This window comes from Bradyrhizobium sp. CCBAU 45321 (assembly GCF_028128975.1).
Taxonomy (GTDB): Bacteria; Pseudomonadota; Alphaproteobacteria; order Rhizobiales; family Xanthobacteraceae; genus Bradyrhizobium; species Bradyrhizobium yuanmingense.
Window position 1 is genome coordinate 220,157 of the sequence record NZ_LFKZ01000124.1, and the last position, 16,526, is coordinate 236,682.

Here is a 16,526-nt window from a genome sequence, read left to right on the forward strand (position 1 = left end):
CGCAGCGGGCGATGCCTTTATCTCTTTACCCGCTGCTTACCATACGAACCATGGCGAGATTGAAGCAGCTTGGTTGGTAAAGTCTGAACGCCGTCAGACAATTTTTACCACGACGCGGCCGCGAACCTGGCCGGCGAGGATTTTCGCGCCCCAGCCCTGAACCTCGTCGAGCGAGATTTCCTCAGTAATTTCAGTTAGTTTTGTCCGATCCAGGTCGGAGGCCAAGCGCTGCCAGGCGGCTTTCCTGGGCTCGATCGGGCACATCACCGAATCGATGCCGAGAAGGCACACTCCGCGCAAAATAAACGGCGCCACCGAGGACGGCAGGTCCATGCCGGCCGCCAGGCCGCAGGCCGCGATCGCTCCACCATATTTCGTCATCGAAAGCAGGTTGGCGAGGGTGGTCGAGCCGACGCTGTCGACGCCGCCGGCCCAGCGCTCCTTGGCGAGGGGCTTTGCCGGCGCCGACAATTCGTTGCGGTCGATGATCTCGGCAGCCCCCAGCTGCTTCAGGTAGTCGGCCTCGGAGGCCCGCCCGGTCGAAGCGATGACGTGGTAGCCGAGCTTCGAGAGCACGGCGATCGCGACCGAGCCGACGCCGCCGGCAGCGCCCGTCACCACGACCGGGCCGCTCTTCGGCGAGATGCCATGCTTCTCCAGCGCCAGCACCGAGAGCATCGCGGTGAAGCCGGCGGTGCCGATCGCCATGGCGTCGCGCGCCGATAGCCCTTGCGGAAGAGCGACCAGCCAGTCGCCCTTCACCCGCGCCTTCTCGGCATAGGCGCCGAGATGGGTCTCGCCCATGCCCCAGCCGGTGCAAACGACCTTGTCGCCCGCCTTCCACTGCGGATGCGAGGAGGCTTCGACCGTGCCGGCAAAATCGATGCCGGCGATCATCGGGAAGCGACGCACCACCGGCGCCTTGCCGGTGAGCGCAAGGCCGTCCTTGTAGTTCAGCGTCGACCATTCGACGCGGACGGTGACATCGCCCTCCATCAGCTCGGCTTCGTCGAACTGCGCGAGCTGCGCGGTGGTACCCTTGTCCGCCTTGTCGATCCTGATCGCCTTGAATGTGGCCACGACTGAACTCCCTGACTTTGTTTGTCGGGGATGTTTAGCCGATCAGGCAGGCTGCGCAACCGCCCGCTGAACGGGTTTCTCCACGATCGGAAGATTGATCAGCGCCGAGAGCACGCCGAACAGGATCGAGAGCCACCAGATCGGCGTGTAGGACCCGAACTTTTCGAACACGATGCCCCCGAGCCAGACGCCGAGGAAGCCGCCGACCTGATGGCTGACGAAGGCAAAGCCGTAGAGCGTCGCGAGCCAGCGCGTTCCGAACATCAGCGCCACCAGCGCCGAGGTCGGCGGCACCGTCGACAGCCAGGTCAAGCCGGAGATCGCGCCGAACGCGATCGCCGAGAACGGCGTGATCGGGAACGAGATGAAAGCGAGGATCGCCAGCGCGCGCGTGAAGTAGATGGCCGAGAGGATGTAGCGCTTGGGAAGATAGTTCTGGAGATACCCCACGCTCAGCGATCCGATGATGTTGAACAGGCCGATCGCCGCGATCACCCAGCCGCCGGTTTGTGCGGTGATACCGCGATCGACCAGGAACGCCGGCAGATGCACGGTGATGAAGGCGAGCTGGAAGCCGCACGTGAAGAAGCCGAGCACCAGGAGCACGTAGGAGCGATGACCGAAGGCTTCGGCAAGCGCCTTGGTGATGGTCTGGTCATCCGCGGGCGTTGCGCTGTTCACGCTTGTCACCGGCGGCGTCGAGAGCGCCAGCGACAGCGGGATGATCAGCAGCATCAGGAAGCCGAATACGGAGAGCGCCTGCTGCCAGCCGAAATTGTCGATCAAGGCGACACCGATCGGTGCGAACAGGAACTGTCCGAACGAACCCGCCGCCGTGCCGGCGCCGAGCGCGATGCCGCGCTTCTCCGCGGGCAAGAGCTTGGTGAAGGCCGACAGAACCAGATTGAACGAACAGCCGGCGAGGCCAAAGCCGATCATCACCCCGGCGCCGATGTTGAGCGACAGCGGCGTCGAGGAATAGCGCATCAACAGCAGCCCGCCGGCATAGAGCAGCGCGCCGACGCACATCACCCGGAACAGGCCGAAGCGATCCGCGACCGCACCGGCGAACGGCTGGCCCAGTCCCCACAACAGATTCTGCACGGCGATGGCGAGGCCGAACACGTCACGGCCCCAGCTGAATTCGTGACTCATTGGCTGCACGAAGAAGCCGAGCGCCGAGCGCGGACCGAAGCCGAGCATGCCGATGGCACAACCGCAGAGGATGATGACGGCCGGGGTACGCCAGTTGGAGGAACGCGAGGCCGGTGCGAGCTCGCCGATCTGTGTCGACATGGTTGTCCTCGTCTGTCCTTGGCGGAGCCGCAAATCAGCAGCCGCGGGACAGCCCGTTTAATGCATATGCATGAAAATCCCAAGGCAAAAACGATTGCATTCCACGAAGAGCTGAAGCGGGAGCATTGCGTTTCAATCCGACCTCGCCTGACAGGTGCGCGGTGACGGGAATGTGTACGGCAGGCCCTAGCGATACTCGCCCGTGCGTGCTACGTTTGATTTGCTCATATTGAGCATATATGGCTTCTGTCCGGCCTGCTCGGCCAGCTTTCTCGGGCCCTATATATTCTCAAACTGAGCATAATAGCACACCTAATGGCCACACTTGGGAGGCTTCAATGCCGATCACTGGAATGTACGGTCCCGACGACTTTGCCAATCGGCCGCAAGGCCAGCCGATCACCTTCCCCCGCGCCGCGCCTCCGGGACCGACATGGCCGATGCCCTCCCTGGAATGGACGCCGGCGGTCGAACGCGCCACTGCGCCGCTCTATGACCGCGTCAAGCACGTGATCCCGTCGATCGAATGGCCGCTGATGGCGCCGACGATTCATGCGATCAACGAGCTCAAGCGCGCGCGGGGCGCGGTCATCCTCGCCCACAACTACCAGACCCCGGAGATCTTCCACTGCGTCGCCGATATCGGCGGCGACTCGCTCCAGCTCGCGGTCGAAGCCACCAAGCTGAAGTCCGGCATCATCGTCCAATGCGGCGTGCACTTCATGGCGGAGACCTCGAAGCTGCTCAATCCGGACAAGACCGTCTTGATCCCGGATTCGCGTGCGGGCTGCTCGCTCGCCGCCAGCATCACCGGTGCGGACGTGCGGCTGCTGCGGGAGAAGTTCCCCGGCGTGCCTGTTGTCGCCTACGTCAACACCTCGGCCGAGGTGAAGGCCGAGGTCGACATCTGCTGCACGTCCTCGAACGCGGTGCAGGTGGTCGAGAGCCTGAACGCCCCGACCGTGATCTTCCTGCCCGACCGATACCTCGCCACTTACGTGGCGTCGAAGACCGACGTGAAGATCATCGCCTGGAATGGCGCCTGCGAGGTGCATGAGCGCTTCACGGGCGAAGAGCTGCGGAGCTTTCGCGAGGCCGATCCGTCCGTGCAGATCATCGCGCACCCAGAATGCCCGCCGGACGTGCTGGCGGAAGCCGACTTCACCGGTTCGACCGCGCACATGATCAACTGGGTACGCGCGAAGCGGCCGCGGCGGCTCGTCATGATCACGGAATGCTCGATGGCCGACAATGTCCGGGCCGAGCTGCCCGAAGTGGAGATGCTTCGCCCCTGCAATCTCTGCCCGCACATGAAGCGCATCACGCTCGCGAACATCCTGGAGAGCCTGCTGACGCTTGGTGAGGAAGTGACGATCGATCCCGCGCTTGCGGAACGTGCGCGGCGCTCGGTCCAGCGCATGATCAATCTGAGCAATTGAGAGCGAGCAACATGCAACACGACATCCACGACCCCGCCCGCACCGACGACGTCGTCATCGTTGGCGGCGGTCTTGCCGGACTGTTCTGCGCGCTGAAGCTTGCACCGCGGACGGTGACCTTGATCTCGGCGGCACCGCTTGGGCACGGCGCATCCTCCGCGTGGGCGCAAGGCGGCATCGCCGCGGCAGTTGCCGAAGGCGATACGCCGGAGACACATGCTGCCGATACCGTCGCGGTCGGCGGCGGCCTCGTCGATGCAGCCGTCGCGCTCGGGATCGCGCGCGAAGCGGCGCCGCGCATTCACGATCTTCTCGCCCTTGGCGTTCCGTTCGACCGCGATCTCGACGGCAGGCTTGCCGTCGGACGCGAAGCTGCGCATTCGGCGCGACGCATCGTGCATGTGCGCGGCGACGGCGCCGGTGCCGCGATCATCGCGGCCTTGAGCGAGGCCGTGCGCCGCACGCCCTCGATCCGGCTGATGGAAGGCTTCGTCGCCGAAGCACTGCTGACCGAGGACGGCGCGGTCACCGGGCTTCAATTGCGCGAGGCCGGCAATCCCGCGGCACGGCCGCTCGTGCTCGCCTCGCGTGCGGTCGTGCTTGCGACCGGTGGGCTCGGCCATCTCTACGCCGTCACCACCAATCCGTCGGAAGCGAGCGGCTCGGGCCTTGCGATCGCCGCCCGCGCCGGTGCCGTGATTGCCGATCCTGAATTCGTGCAGTTCCACCCGACCGCCATCATGGTCGGCCGCGACCCGGCGCCGCTCGCCACCGAAGCGCTGCGCGGCGAAGGGGCAACGCTGATCAATGGCAACGGCGAGCGCTTCATGAGCGCCCGCCACCCGCTCGCCGAGCTCGCGCCCCGCGACATCGTGGCCCGCGGCGTGTTCGCCGAGATCGCGGCCGGGCGCGGCGCCTTCCTCGATGCGCGCCAGGCGCTGGGCGCGCGCTTTGCGACGAGGTTTCCGACCGTGCATGCGAGCTGCATCGCCGCCGGCATCGATCCCGCGGCGCAGCCGATTCCGATCGCGCCGGCCGCGCATTACCACATGGGCGGCATCGCGGTGGACGCGCGCGGTCGCAGCTCGATCGACGGTCTCTGGGCCGCCGGAGAAGTCTCCTCCACGGGCGCGCACGGCGCCAACCGGCTTGCCTCGAATTCCCTGCTCGAAGCCGTCGTCTATGCCGCCCGCATTGCCGACGACATCGCCGGCCGCACCGTGCCCCCGCCGGCACGCCTTCCCGACTCTTTGGTGAGGTCGCGCGCTGGCACGCCGGACGCCGCAGAAGTGAAGCGGCTGCGCGCGACGATGAGCGCACATGTCGGCGTGATCCGCGACGATGGCGGGCTTGCACAAGCCATGCGCCATTTCGCAAGGCTCGAGCGCGAGGCCGGACGCGGCGTCCTCGGCAACATGGCGATTTCGGCCCTGCTCGTCGCCGCTGCGGCCTGGACCCGGCGCGAGAGCCGCGGTGCGCATTACCGTTCCGATCACCCGGCCGAAAACCCAGCGCTGGCGCAGAGAACGATGACCACGCTCGCGGCGGCGCGCGAGGTCGCGGAAAGCCTCGACGAGCACCCGCGGCCACGCCTTGCGCAATCCATGATCGCCTGAAGGAGGCCCCATGATCACCCCGACCTCACTGCTCTATCCCGATGCCTTCCTCTCGCCGCTCGCGATCGAGGCGGCCGCCAGTCGCGCGCTCGACGAGGACCTGGGGCGCGCCGGCGACGTCACCTCGCTGGCGACGATCCCGGAGGCGACGCGCGCGCAAGCCATCCTTGTCGCGCGCCAGTCCGGCGTGATCGCCGGATTGCCGCTGGCGCTCGCGACCTTGCAGAAGCTGTCGCCCGAGATCGAGGTGCGCGCACATGTTCGCGATGCCGCTCGGGTTGCGCGAGGCCAGCACGTGCTCACGATCTCGGGTCCTGGGCGCGCCATCCTCACGGCGGAGCGCACCGCGCTGAACTTCGTCGGCCGGCTGTCGGGCATCGCCACGCTCACGGCGGACTATGTCGCCCGCGCCGAAGGCACCAGGATGCGCATCTGCTGCACGCGAAAAACCACGCCGGGACTGCGCGCGCTGGAGAAATACGCCGTGCGCTGCGGCGGCGGCTTCAACCATCGCTTCGGGCTCGACGATGCGATCCTGATCAAGGACAACCACATCGCGGTCGCCGGCGGCATCCGCCCGGTGCTGGAGCGCGCCCGCGCCCATGCCGGCCATCTCGTCAAGATCGAGATCGAGGTCGACACGCTGGCGCAGCTACGCGAGGTGCTCGAGAGCGGAATGGCCGATGCGGTGCTGCTCGATAATATGGATCTTGCGACGCTGCGCGAGGCGGTGAGGCTCAACGCGGGCCGCCTCGCGCTGGAGGCGTCCGGCGGCGTCACACTGGACTCGATCGCCGCCATTGCGGCCACCGGCGTCGACTATGCGTCGGCCGGCGCCCTGACGCATTCTGCGCCGAATTTCGACTGTGCACTGGATATCGAGGCGTAGGGAGCTCTTCTCCCTCTCCCCGTTCTTACGGGGAGAGGGTTGGGGTGAGGGGCCTCTCTCCGCACATGCGACCAGTCGAGAGTCCTGTACCCCCTCACCCGAATTCGAGCTTCGCTCGAATTCGACCTCTCCCCGCAAGCGGGGCGAGGTTGAGAAAGCTACCGCCGCTCGCCCAACTCCGCGGAGCTCTTGGCTTCCTGCGCGAGCTCGGCCGACAGCGCAGCGGTCTGCGCCGGCGTGCCCCAGCTCGGCAGCTCGCTGCCGTCGCCCCAGTTGCGCGGCCGATAGAAGGTGTGCACGCCGGTCTTGTACAGCTTCTTCATCTCGGCGACCCAGGACGGGCGGACCCAGTAGGCATGGTAGTGCGTGGACTTGCCGACCTCGGGCAGCCAGATCTGGCCGTCGAGCATCGCCTTGGAGATCTTCTTGGCGCGCTCCCACATTTCGGGCTCGCGGATCACGTCCGGATTGTTGTCGCAGGCGAAGGTGAACTGGCAGGCCAGATGCCGGTGCTTGTTCTGGTAGACCGCGCCGCACACGGTGTCGGGATATTTGCCGGAGAAGACGCGGTTCATCACAACTTGCGCCACCGCAATCTGGCCGCGCACGGCTTCGCCGCGTGCTTCGAAATAGACGGCTTCGGCAAGACACTTCTCGGACTTGGCGCGCGACTTGTCGTCGAGCGCGAGCCGCTCCGCCGGCGACTTGCCGCGCTGGTTGTCGGCGTTGACCTCGCCCTTCGGCGCGACGCTCTCGCCGCTCTCGATGTCCTTGGCGATCTCCGCCGTCGGCGGGGTCAGCGAGGCCGTCACCTTCATGTCGGGGTCGGGCATCACGATCAGCGGCTCGGCGCCGGGCTGCCAGCTCTCGATGGTCTCGAGATTGCCGCCCAGCGAGGAGCTGCCGAAGAACAGGCTCGATGTCTTGACGCTGAAAGGATCGCGCGCGGGAGCAGCCGGCGCCGTGGCGCGCTTCAGCGCTTCCAGCGGCTGCACCGCGAACGCGCGCGCAGCCTCGCTCGCCTGCGGCGGATTGGAATATTGCGGCAGCGGCGGCGCGCGCATCGCCTCCTGCAGCTCGGGATCGAGCGGGGCCGCGGATTCCGGCGACATCGCCGGCGGCAATGCGGCGGTCTTGGCGCCGAACACCGAGCTGTTCGAGGTCGCGGGATCTTCCTTGGCCGGTGCTGCAGCCGGCGCGGCCGTCTCAGGCGACTGCGTCGGCGCGACGATTGCGAGGCGATCGCCCTTCAGGGCGCGATCGACCTTGGGAAAGTCGGATGCGTGGTAGCGCGGCGATGCCTGAAGCGCCGGATTGCGGCGGATTGCGCCGGTGACGTCGCCGCCGTCGAGGCTCGCGAGCCGAACCATCGCGCTCTGCGGAACCGAGGTGCCGATGGGCCGGGAAAAACTGTAGGTGGCGAGCTGGATCGAGGACGCAGCGGAGAACACCTGCTTCTGCCACCGCTCGGCGACGCCGGGTTGGCGCGCCAGCAGCGAGGCAATGTCCTGATAGCCGGTCTCTCTCGGCATCAATGCGAAGATGCAGAGACCGATGCCGAAGGACGCGAACCGCGCGCCCTTCGGATGGTTACGCAACACAGACATCGATACGCTCACGCTACGCTTACGCTCGTTTGATCGAACTCAGTACATCCGTGCAATTCGACCTTTATTGTGAGTATCCAATTTAGGTTGCCGGGGCGTTAATCGGCGTTGCGCAGGCGGCACACTCAAGCGAATGCAGGTGTTTTCACGGGGCGACGTCGCGCATTGGTAAATGCGGCCTCACGTGAAGCGGTAAACATCGGGTCAACGCGAATGGTGAAGGAACTCTTGCGTCCGCGTACGATCACGGGAAGCTGTTGGGGGAGCGCCTGTGCGATGACGAGGGTTGCGAGGGGCCAACGCGCCCCTCACTCGGCGATCAGCTTCAACCACTCGTCTTCAGTCAGCACCTTGACGCCGTGCTTGTTGGCGTCCGCGAGCTTCGAGCCGGCGCCGGGGCCCGCGACGACGAGATCGGTCTTTTTCGAAACCGAGCCCGACACCTTGGCCCCGAGCCGCTCGGCCGTCGCCTTGGCTTCATCCCGTGTCATCTTCTCCAGCGAGCCCGTGAACACCACGGTCTTGCCGGCGACGGCCGAATTGCTCTTCGGCTTCTCGGCGTCGACGATCTCGACTTCCCTGGTCAGGCGTTCGACGATGCCGCGGTTGTGGCTCTCGCCGAAATAATCGGCGATGCTCTTGATCACGGTGTCGCCGATCTGGTCGAGCGCGTCCATGTCCGCGATCGCCTCCTCGTCGCCCTTGGCAACCTTGAGGCAGGCATCATGGAAGGCGTCCCACGAGCCGTAGCCGCGCGCCAGCGCCAGCGCCGTGGTCTCACCGACATGGCGCATGCCGAGCGCGAAGATGAAGCGCTCCAGCGCGATCTTGCGGCGGCTCTCGATGGCGCCGAACAGGTTGCGCACCGAGGTCGCGCCGTAGCCTTCGATCTCCTCGAGCTTGAGTTTCGCGTTGCGCTTCTCCAGCGTGAAGATGTCGGCGGGCTCCTTCACCCAGCCCTCGTCGAAGAAATACTGGAGCTGCTTTTCGCCGAGACCGTCGATGTCGAAGGCCCGCCGCGACACGAACAGCTTCAGATGCTCGATCTTCTGATAGGGACAGGCGAACTCGCCGGTGCAGCGGGCACGCGAGCCCTCCTCGCCCGTCGCCGTCTCCTCGCGCACGACGTCGGTGTGCAGCGGACACGGACACTTCTTCGGGAAGTGGAATTCCCTGGCGGTCTTCGGCCGCTTGTCGAGGACGACGTCGACCACCTGGGGGATGACGTCGCCGGCACGCTGGATCACCACTGTGTCGCCGATCCTGATGTCGCGCCCCTCGCGAAGCACCTCGCCCTTGTTGCCGATGCCCCTGATGTAGTCCTCATTGTGCAGCGTGACGTTCTGCACGATCACGCCGCCGACGCCGACCGGCTCGAGCTTGCCGACCGGCGTGAACGAGCCGGTGCGGCCGACCTGGATCTCGATGTCGCGCAGCACCGTCATGGCGCGCTCGGCCGGGAATTTGTGCGCGATACCCCAGCGCGGCGTGCGCGAGACGAAGCCGAGCCGCTCCTGCCAGTCGATGCGGTCGATCTTGTAGACGACGCCGTCGATGTCGTAGTCGAGCCGCGCGCGCTGCTCCTCGATCGCATGATGAAAGGCGAGCAGTTCCTCGACCGAGTGACAGAGCTTGGTGAGCGGATTGGTCTTGAAGCCGCAGCGCTCGAACCAGCCGATCATGCCGCTCTGCGTGTCTTCCGGCATCGCGCTCATCTGCCCCCAGGCATAGGCGAAGAAGCCGAGGGGACGGGAGGCGGTGATGGTCGGGTCCTTCTGGCGGAGCGAGCCGGCGGCCGAATTGCGCGGATTGGCGAAGATGGTATCGCCTGCCGCCTTCTGCCGTTCGTTGAGCGCCAGGAACGCCTTCTTGGTCATGTAGACTTCGCCGCGCACCTCGCAGATGTCGGGGATGTTGCGGCCCTTCAGCTTCTGCGGCACGTCTTCGAGCGTGCGGATGTTGGCGGTGACGTCCTCGCCGACAGCGCCGTCGCCGCGCGTCGCGGCGGTGACGAGCTCGCCGCCCTCATAGCGCAGCGACATCGAGAGACCGTCGATCTTCGGCTCGGCGGAGAAGTCGATCTTGTCGTCGTCGAGCTTCAGGAAACGCACGATGCGGCCGACGAAGTCGCGCACGTCCTCCTCCGCAAAGGCGTTGTCGAGCGACAGCATGGGCACGGCATGCGGGACTTTCCTGAAGCGCCCTGACGGCGCGGCGCCGACCTTCTGCGAGGGCGAGTCCGCGGTGACGAACTCGGGAAAACGCGCCTCGATCGCGTTGAGGCGCTGGCGCAGCGCGTCGTATTCGGCGTCGGAGACGGTGGGCGCGTCCTCCTGATAGTAGCGCTCGTTGTGCCCCTCGATATCGAGCGCGAGCCGCTTATGCTCGACCTTGGCCTGCGCCTTGGTGAGCTCGGCGACGTCGCGTAGCGGTGTTGCTTTGGATTTTGCTGCTCTGGCCATGGCGCTTGGATACGACGGAGCGGGCGGGAGGGTAAAGGCTTGTGGAAATCTCGTGCCCCGGACGCAGCGCTCCTTCAGCGGTGCGCTGCAGAGCCGGGGCCCATGTCGCGGCCGGCATTCTGGGTCCCGGCTCGCGCTCCGCGCGTCCGGGACACGAACCTCAAGCCGTCGCTGCCTTCAGCAGCCTCTCCGCCGCCGCCCTCGCCTCGGCCGTGATCTCGGCACCGGCGAGCATGCGGGCGATTTCCTCACGGCGGTGGTCGGCGGCGAGCGCATTGACGCGGGTGGCGACGCGCTTGCCCTTGTCGAGGGCGTCCTTGGAGATCAGCAGGTGCTGGTCGGCACGGGCGGCGACCTGCGGGGCGTGGGTCACGGCCATGACCTGGACCTTGCCGGCAAGCCGCGCCAGGCGCCCGCCGATGGCGTCCGCAACCGCACCGCCGACGCCGGTGTCGATCTCGTCGAAGACGAGCGTCGGCGCCGAGCCGCGGTCGGACAGCACGACCTTGAGCGCGAGCAGGAAGCGCGACAGCTCGCCGCCGGAGGCGACCTTCATCAACGGCCCCGGTCTGGTGCCCGGATTGGTCTGCACCCAGAACTCGACGCGATCGAAACCTTGCGGCCCGGGCGCGGCCTCGTCGGTCTCGACCTGGGTCATGAACCTGGCGCGCTCGAGCTTGAGAGGGGCGAGCTCGGCATTGACCGCCTTGTTGAGCTTCTCGGCCGATTTCTGCCGCGCCAGCGACAGCTTCTTGGCGGCCGCCGCATAGCGGCTGTCCGCCTCGATCGCGGCCTGCTCCAGCTTCTTCAGGCGCGAGGCGCCGGCATCGATCAGCACGACGTCAGCGGCATATTTGGCGGCCAACGCGGCGAGGCCGTCAACCGGGGTCGAATATTTGCGAGACGCCGCACGCAAAGCAAAAAGCCGTTCCTCGATGCGTTCGAGCTCGGCCGGATCGAAATCGGTTGCGGCCAGCGCCGCCTGGAGGTGCTGATCGGCCTCCTCCAGCGCGTTGATCGCGGCGTCGATCGCCTTCACCGCCGGCTCGACCAGCGCCGGCGAGTTGACGCCGCGCCGCTCCAGCCGGCGCACCGCCGCCGAGAGCGCGGCAACCGGCGAATGATTGCCGCCGACCGCTTCCTGCGCCTCGCGCAGGTCGGAGGCGATCTTCTCGCCTTGCATCATGGTGGTGCGGCGGGAGGCCAGCGCGGTTTCCTCGCCGTCCTTGGGCGCGAGCTGCTTCAGCTCGTCCGAGGCGTGGCGCAGATAATCGGCCTCGCGCGCAGCGCGCTCCATGGCGGCGCGATGCTCCTCCAGCGCGGTGTTGGCGGTGCGGCGCGCGTCCCAGAGCGCTTCGACGGCCGCGACGTCCTTCTCGAGGCCGGCAAAAGCGTCGAGCAGGCGGCGGTGGGTTGCGGCATCGACCAGCGCGCGCTCGTCGTGCTGGCCGTGGATCTCGACCAGGGCGGTGCCGACCGCCTTCAGCGTCTGCACGCTGATCGATTGGTCGTTGATGAAGGCTCGGGTGCGGCCGTCGGCGAGCTGCACGCGCCGGAGAATCATCTCACCGGTATCGTCCAGACCGTTCTCGGCCAGGATCTTCGCGGCAGGGTGATTCTTCGGGACATCGAACACGGCCGTGACCTGCCCCTGCTCCGCGCCGTGACGCACGAGGCCGGCGTCGCCGCGGCCGCCGAGCGCCAGCGCAAAGGCATCGAGCAGGATGGATTTGCCCGCACCGGTCTCGCCGGTCAAAACCGCGAGGCCGGAGGCGAATTCGATATCGAGCCGTTCGATCAGGACGATGTCACGGATCGACAGACGCGCCAGCATGGAACCAAATTTCCTAGCCGAGACCCATCTTCTTGAAGGTCCGGCTGATCCAGGACCCCTGATTCTCGCTCGGCTCGAGACCGCCGGATTTTACAAGATTATAGGCGTCCTTGTACCAGCGGCTGTCAGGAAAATTGTGCCCAAGCACGGCCGCCGCGGTCTGCGCTTCGCCGACGATGCCGATCGTCATGTAGGCCTCGGTCAGCCGGAACAGCGCCTCCTCGACATGGCGGGTGGTCTGGTACTGCGTGACGACGGTCTTGTACCGATTGATCGCAGCCGTGTAGTCGCGCTTCTGGGCGTAGTAGCGGCCGACACTCATTTCCTTGCCGGCGAGCTGGTCGCGCGCGCCCTCGATCTTGGCCTTGGCCGAGGTCGCATATTCCGAGTTCGGATATTTGCGCACCACCTCTTCCAGCGCGGCGATCGCCTTTTCGGTGCGGGTCTGGTCGCGGCTGATGTCCGGGATCTGGTCGTAATGGGAGGCGGCGATCAGATATTGCGCATAGGCCGCATCCGGGCTGCCGGGATGAAGCGTGACGTAGCGGGTGGCAGCACCGATGCAGCCGTCATAATCGCCGCCCTGATAGGACGCATAGGCCGACATCAGCAGCGATTTGCGGGCCCAGTCGGAATAAGGATGCTGGCGGTCGACCTCTTCGAACTTCTTGTTCGCCGCCTTCATGTCCTTCTTCTCGTTCATGAGGTACAGGCCCTCATTGTAGATCTTGTCGGCGGGCTCCTCGACGAAGGTGTCGTCCTTGGCGGTGAACTTGTCCCAGAGTGCGCCCGTGCCGCATCCGGCGAGCGGCAACGCAAGAACGATGAAGGTGACGGCCTGAATCAGCCCGCGGGCTCGCGACGAGACCGAGAAATATCCGCGCGTCATACGCTGTGCCGACATGAGTTTAAGCCCTGACGCCCTGTGATGCGGTGTCCGCCAGCCCACGAACCCCTCATGGGCGCGAAATGTAACCGTGGTGCCTGCCACGCGACCACGCCGATGTATCCGAAAACGATTGTTAACGAACCGGATAGGGAGGCATTTCGCCCGGATTAAGGCGAACCTGCCGCAATGCTAGCCGATCATGGTTACCAGGAGTTTCCCGGGGGCCGCCAACCACGTTCCGAAGGCGGCAGGCCGCGTCAGGACACATCCGGTCCGAAGGCCGCAGCGACCCGGCCGCCGACGATGCCACGGCCGACCTCGCCCACGGCACGCGTGGTGCGGCGGGCAGCCTCGCCCTCGACCACCCGCCAGGCGGTCCGGTCGGCGAGCAGCGCCGTCAGAACGGCGTGGTTGAGCTTGTGGCCGCCACGCACCGAGCGGTAGGCGCCAAGCAGCGGCAGGCCGGCCAGCGAGAGGTCGCCGATCACGTCCAGCACCTTGTGACGGGCGCATTCATCGGCGTAGCGCAAGCCCTCGGTGTTCAGCAGCCGCTCGTCGTCGAACACGACGGTGTTGTCGAAGGAGGCGCCGAGGGCATAGCCGGCGCTCCAGAGCCGCGCGACATCGCACATCAGGCCGAAGGTCCGGGCCCGGCCGACTTCACGGCGGAAACCTTCAGGATTGAGGTCGAAGGCGTAAGCCTGCTGGCCGATGACCGGATTGGTGAAATCGATCTCGACCTCGACGCGGAACCCGTTGGTGTGGGGCCTGATCTCGCCGAAGGAGTCGCCGATCTTGACCGAGATCGGCTTCAGAACCTGGATGAAACGGCGCGGCGCCGGCTGGGTGACGATGCCGGCCTGGTCGATTGCCGCGATGAAGGCGGCGGCACTGCCGTCCATGATCGGGACTTCGGGACCGTCGATCTCGATGGTGGCGTTGTCGACACCCATTCCCCGCAGTGCAGCAAGCACATGCTCGGCAGTGGACACCAGCGGACCGTTGCGGTCGCCGAGGACGGTGGCAAAGTCAGTCGCAATCACCTGCTCGGCGGTGGCCTGAACTTCGCGGTCACTTCCCTCGAGTCCGGTCCGGACAAAAATAAAACCCGCGTCGACAGGCGCAGGCCCAAGCGTGAGAGTGACGGGAAGACCGGAATGAACGCCCACGCCTGCCACAGAGGCTTGCGCACGAAGCGTTGTTTGCCGGCTAAATTTCATCAGGAACCCGCCCCACTAAGACCCACTGCGACTTATACGAGACCCGCTTGGCCGGCCAGAGCCGACGCTACCGAATCTCCGTATCCCCAAGTCACGGCAAACCATAGTTGCAGCCTCAAACAGCGCCAACTCACGCTTTTTTACCGATTGTTACCCCAAACCTGCCGTATTCGCGCCAAGGCTTAACCAAATTGCGCCGGGTTTCGGGACCGCTATCGGCAGTTTTACTGAACCACCGAAGCCGTAATTAATGATTTAAAATCAGTTGTTTGGCCGCGCAATCCGGACATGCCCGGGACAAAAGGAAAGGTCCCGGCGAGCTCCTCGCCAGGACCTTTTTTCGTCTGCCTTATTGTAACAATCCTCAGGTCGCCTGCCGCCGCAGGAAGGCCGGGATATCAAGATGGTCGTCGCCCTGTGGCGCCGGCGCAACAGGCGCGGGGCGGCCATGGACGTCCAGACCCTGCGGCGCGGGACGGCGGGCATACTCCGATACCGGCTCGTTGGACGCGATCTGCTGTGCCACGGTCTTCTGCGGCCGCCGCTCGGGCAGCGGCGGCATGGCGGGACCGGCAGTGCGGGCCGCGACCGGCGGCTCGCTTTCCTCGTCGCGACGGCCGAGGCCGACATTGGCGAGGCGCTGCAGCAGCGACAGGCGGGTCTTCTGCGGGGTCTCCTCCTCCGCCTCGCCGCGGGCCTGCCGAATCTCGGCCTGCGCCGGCATCGGCAGCTCCTCGATTCGCGGCATGCGCGGCGCGCGGGCCGGACGCTCGGCCTGCGGCGGGATGAAGGTATCCGGCGTCATCGGCTCCTGCACCGCGACCGGGGCCATGTCGGCCTCCGGGAATAGGGTCGGCTTCTGCGCGATCGGGCGCACGGTGACGTCGCCATAGGTCTGCGGCGCCTGCGGCTGCGGCACCTCGGAAACGGCAGCGGCGATCGCGGCGAGCGCAGCACGCTCGACGTTCGGACGGGGCGCGGCGGCAATCGGAGCCGGCGCGGCGGCCGGGGTCTGGGCTTCCAGTTTCTGGGCGCGCTCGGCCAGGCGCTGGTTGTCGGCACGCAGCCGGGCGGTCAGGTCGGCCAGACGGCTCTCGGCGGCGGCCGGGGCGGCAGCCTGCTGCATCTGTGGTGCCGGGTTGGCGACGGGCGCAGAGGTGGCCTGGCTGTTGCGGGCGATCGCGGCCTGCTCGATGCCGGTGGCGACCACCGAGACGCGGATCAGACCGTCGAGCGCTTCGTCGAAAGTGGCGCCGACGATGATATTGGCGTCCTGGTCGACTTCCTCGCGGATGCGGGTCGCGGCCTCGTCGACCTCGAACAAAGTGAGGTCCTTGCCGCCGGTGATGGAGATGAGGAGGCCCTTGGCGCCCTTCATCGACGAGTCGTCGATCAGCGGGTTGGCGATCGCGGCTTCCGCGGCGGTCAGCGCGCGCTTGTCGCCGGAGGCTTCGCCGGTGCCCATCATCGCCTTGCCCATCTCGCGCATGACGGCGCGGACGTCGGCGAAGTCGAGGTTGATCAGGCCTTCCTTGACCATCAGGTCGGTGATGCAGGCAACGCCCGAATAGAGCACCTGGTCGGCCATCGCGAAGGCGTCGGCGAAGGTGGTCTTCTCGTTGGCGACCCGGAACAGGTTCTGGTTCGGGATGATCAGGAGCGTATCCACGACCTTGTGCAGCTCGGAGATGCCGGCTTCGGCCGTGCGCATGCGGCGCTGGCCCTCGAAGTGGAACGGCTTGGTCACCACACCGACGGTGAGGATGCCCATGTCGCGCGCGGTCTTGGCGATGACGGGAGCTGCACCCGTGCCGGTGCCGCCGCCCATGCCGGCGGTGACGAACACCATGTTGGCGCCCGAGAGATGGTCGCGCAGCTCGTCGATCACCTCTTCCGCGGCCGCGGCGCCGACGTTCGGCTGCGAGCCGGCGCCGAGGCCTTGCGTGACGGCCGTGCCCATCTGCACGATGCGCTGCGCCTTCGACATCGTCAGCGCCTGCGCGTCGGTGTTGGCGACCACGAAGTCGACGCCCTGCAGGCCCGCCGTGATCATGTTGTTGACGGCGTTGCCGCCGGCGCCGCCGACGCCGAACACGGTGATCCGGGGCTTCAGTTCGTGAATATCAGGAACATTGATGCTGATGGTCATGGTTGCCTCTCGATCACGCGCGCGTGGGTTCGCCCCGGCCGGTGG

At 66.4% G+C, this 16,526-nt stretch carries 11 protein-coding genes; 3 read left to right on the forward strand and 8 right to left on the reverse strand.

The features are described 5' to 3' along the window. Window positions 1–93 precede the first annotated feature (93 nt). Both acuI and ACM43_RS21295 read right to left on the reverse strand, forming a co-directional pair. The gene (acuI, locus tag ACM43_RS21290) at window positions 94–1,080 is read right to left on the reverse strand and encodes an acrylyl-CoA reductase (NADPH) (RefSeq protein WP_271542651.1); all 987 of its coding nucleotides are present in this window, start codon (window positions 1,078–1,080) and stop codon (window positions 94–96) included. 42 nt (window positions 1,081–1,122) lie between these two features. Further along, the gene (locus ACM43_RS21295; RefSeq protein ID WP_036028320.1) at window positions 1,123–2,376 is read right to left on the reverse strand and encodes an MFS transporter; all 1,254 of its coding nucleotides are present in this window, start codon (window positions 2,374–2,376) and stop codon (window positions 1,123–1,125) included. Window positions 2,377–2,714: 338 nt separating this feature from the next. On the opposite strand from ACM43_RS21295, the gene nadA reads away from it, so the two are divergent. From nadA to nadC, 3 genes are read left to right on the forward strand one after another with little or no spacing between them, the layout of a single operon-like run. Continuing rightward, entirely contained in the window at window positions 2,715–3,815 is a 1,101-nt protein-coding gene (gene nadA, locus ACM43_RS21300) for a quinolinate synthase NadA (protein WP_271542653.1), read from the forward strand. Between the two features lie 11 nt (window positions 3,816–3,826). After that, entirely contained in the window at window positions 3,827–5,431 is a 1,605-nt protein-coding gene (locus ACM43_RS21305) for an L-aspartate oxidase (protein WP_271542655.1), read from the forward strand. A gap of 10 nt (window positions 5,432–5,441) precedes the next feature. Continuing rightward, window positions 5,442–6,320 (forward strand): carboxylating nicotinate-nucleotide diphosphorylase, encoded by an 879-nt coding sequence (nadC, locus tag ACM43_RS21310; protein ID WP_271542657.1) that lies wholly within the window; start codon window positions 5,442–5,444, stop codon window positions 6,318–6,320. Window positions 6,321–6,478: 158 nt separating this feature from the next. Here the strand turns inward: nadC and ACM43_RS21315 are convergent, their stop codons facing one another. From ACM43_RS21315 to ftsZ, 6 genes are all read right to left on the reverse strand, one after another. After that, window positions 6,479–7,927: a cell wall hydrolase gene (locus ACM43_RS21315; protein ID WP_271542659.1), complete on the reverse strand. Its 1,449-nt coding sequence runs from the start codon at window positions 7,925–7,927 to the stop codon at window positions 6,479–6,481. Window positions 7,928–8,235: 308 nt separating this feature from the next. After that, complete coding sequence (gene ligA / locus ACM43_RS21320; protein ID WP_271542661.1) at window positions 8,236–10,389, reverse strand: NAD-dependent DNA ligase LigA; 2,154 nt, start codon at window positions 10,387–10,389, stop codon at window positions 8,236–8,238. A gap of 160 nt (window positions 10,390–10,549) precedes the next feature. Further along, window positions 10,550–12,223 (reverse strand): DNA repair protein RecN, encoded by a 1,674-nt coding sequence (gene recN / locus ACM43_RS21325; RefSeq protein ID WP_271542663.1) that lies wholly within the window; start codon window positions 12,221–12,223, stop codon window positions 10,550–10,552. A gap of 13 nt (window positions 12,224–12,236) precedes the next feature. Continuing rightward, a complete protein-coding gene (locus ACM43_RS21330) occupies window positions 12,237–13,127 on the reverse strand; it encodes an outer membrane protein assembly factor BamD (protein ID WP_157286926.1) in 891 nt (296 codons plus the stop codon). 242 nt (window positions 13,128–13,369) lie between these two features. Then, window positions 13,370–14,332, reverse strand: a complete 963-nt coding sequence (gene lpxC / locus ACM43_RS21335) for a UDP-3-O-acyl-N-acetylglucosamine deacetylase (RefSeq protein WP_271542665.1) — start codon at window positions 14,330–14,332, stop codon at window positions 13,370–13,372. Between the two features lie 364 nt (window positions 14,333–14,696). Further along, entirely contained in the window at window positions 14,697–16,481 is a 1,785-nt protein-coding gene (gene ftsZ, locus ACM43_RS21340; protein WP_271542667.1) for a cell division protein FtsZ, read from the reverse strand. Window positions 16,482–16,526: the final 45 nt, after the last annotated feature.

Bases quoted from the DNA above. Each gene is read 5' to 3' on its own strand.
- ACM43_RS21295 (WP_036028320.1), bottom strand. From the start codon at position 2,376: ATGTCGACACAGATCGGCGAGCTCGCACCGGCCTCGCGTTCCTCCAAC.
- nadA (WP_271542653.1), top strand. From the start codon at position 2,715: ATGCCGATCACTGGAATGTACGGTCCCGACGACTTTGCCAATCGGCCG.
- ACM43_RS21305 (WP_271542655.1), top strand. From the start codon at position 3,827: ATGCAACACGACATCCACGACCCCGCCCGCACCGACGACGTCGTCATC.
- nadC (WP_271542657.1), top strand. From the start codon at position 5,442: ATGATCACCCCGACCTCACTGCTCTATCCCGATGCCTTCCTCTCGCCG.
- ACM43_RS21315 (WP_271542659.1), bottom strand. From the start codon at position 7,927: ATGTCTGTGTTGCGTAACCATCCGAAGGGCGCGCGGTTCGCGTCCTTC.
- ligA (WP_271542661.1), bottom strand. From the start codon at position 10,389: ATGGCCAGAGCAGCAAAATCCAAAGCAACACCGCTACGCGACGTCGCC.
- recN (WP_271542663.1), bottom strand. From the start codon at position 12,223: ATGCTGGCGCGTCTGTCGATCCGTGACATCGTCCTGATCGAACGGCTC.
- ACM43_RS21330 (WP_157286926.1), bottom strand. From the start codon at position 13,127: ATGTCGGCACAGCGTATGACGCGCGGATATTTCTCGGTCTCGTCGCGA.
- lpxC (WP_271542665.1), bottom strand. From the start codon at position 14,332: ATGAAATTTAGCCGGCAAACAACGCTTCGTGCGCAAGCCTCTGTGGCA.
- ftsZ (WP_271542667.1), bottom strand. From the start codon at position 16,481: ATGACCATCAGCATCAATGTTCCTGATATTCACGAACTGAAGCCCCGG.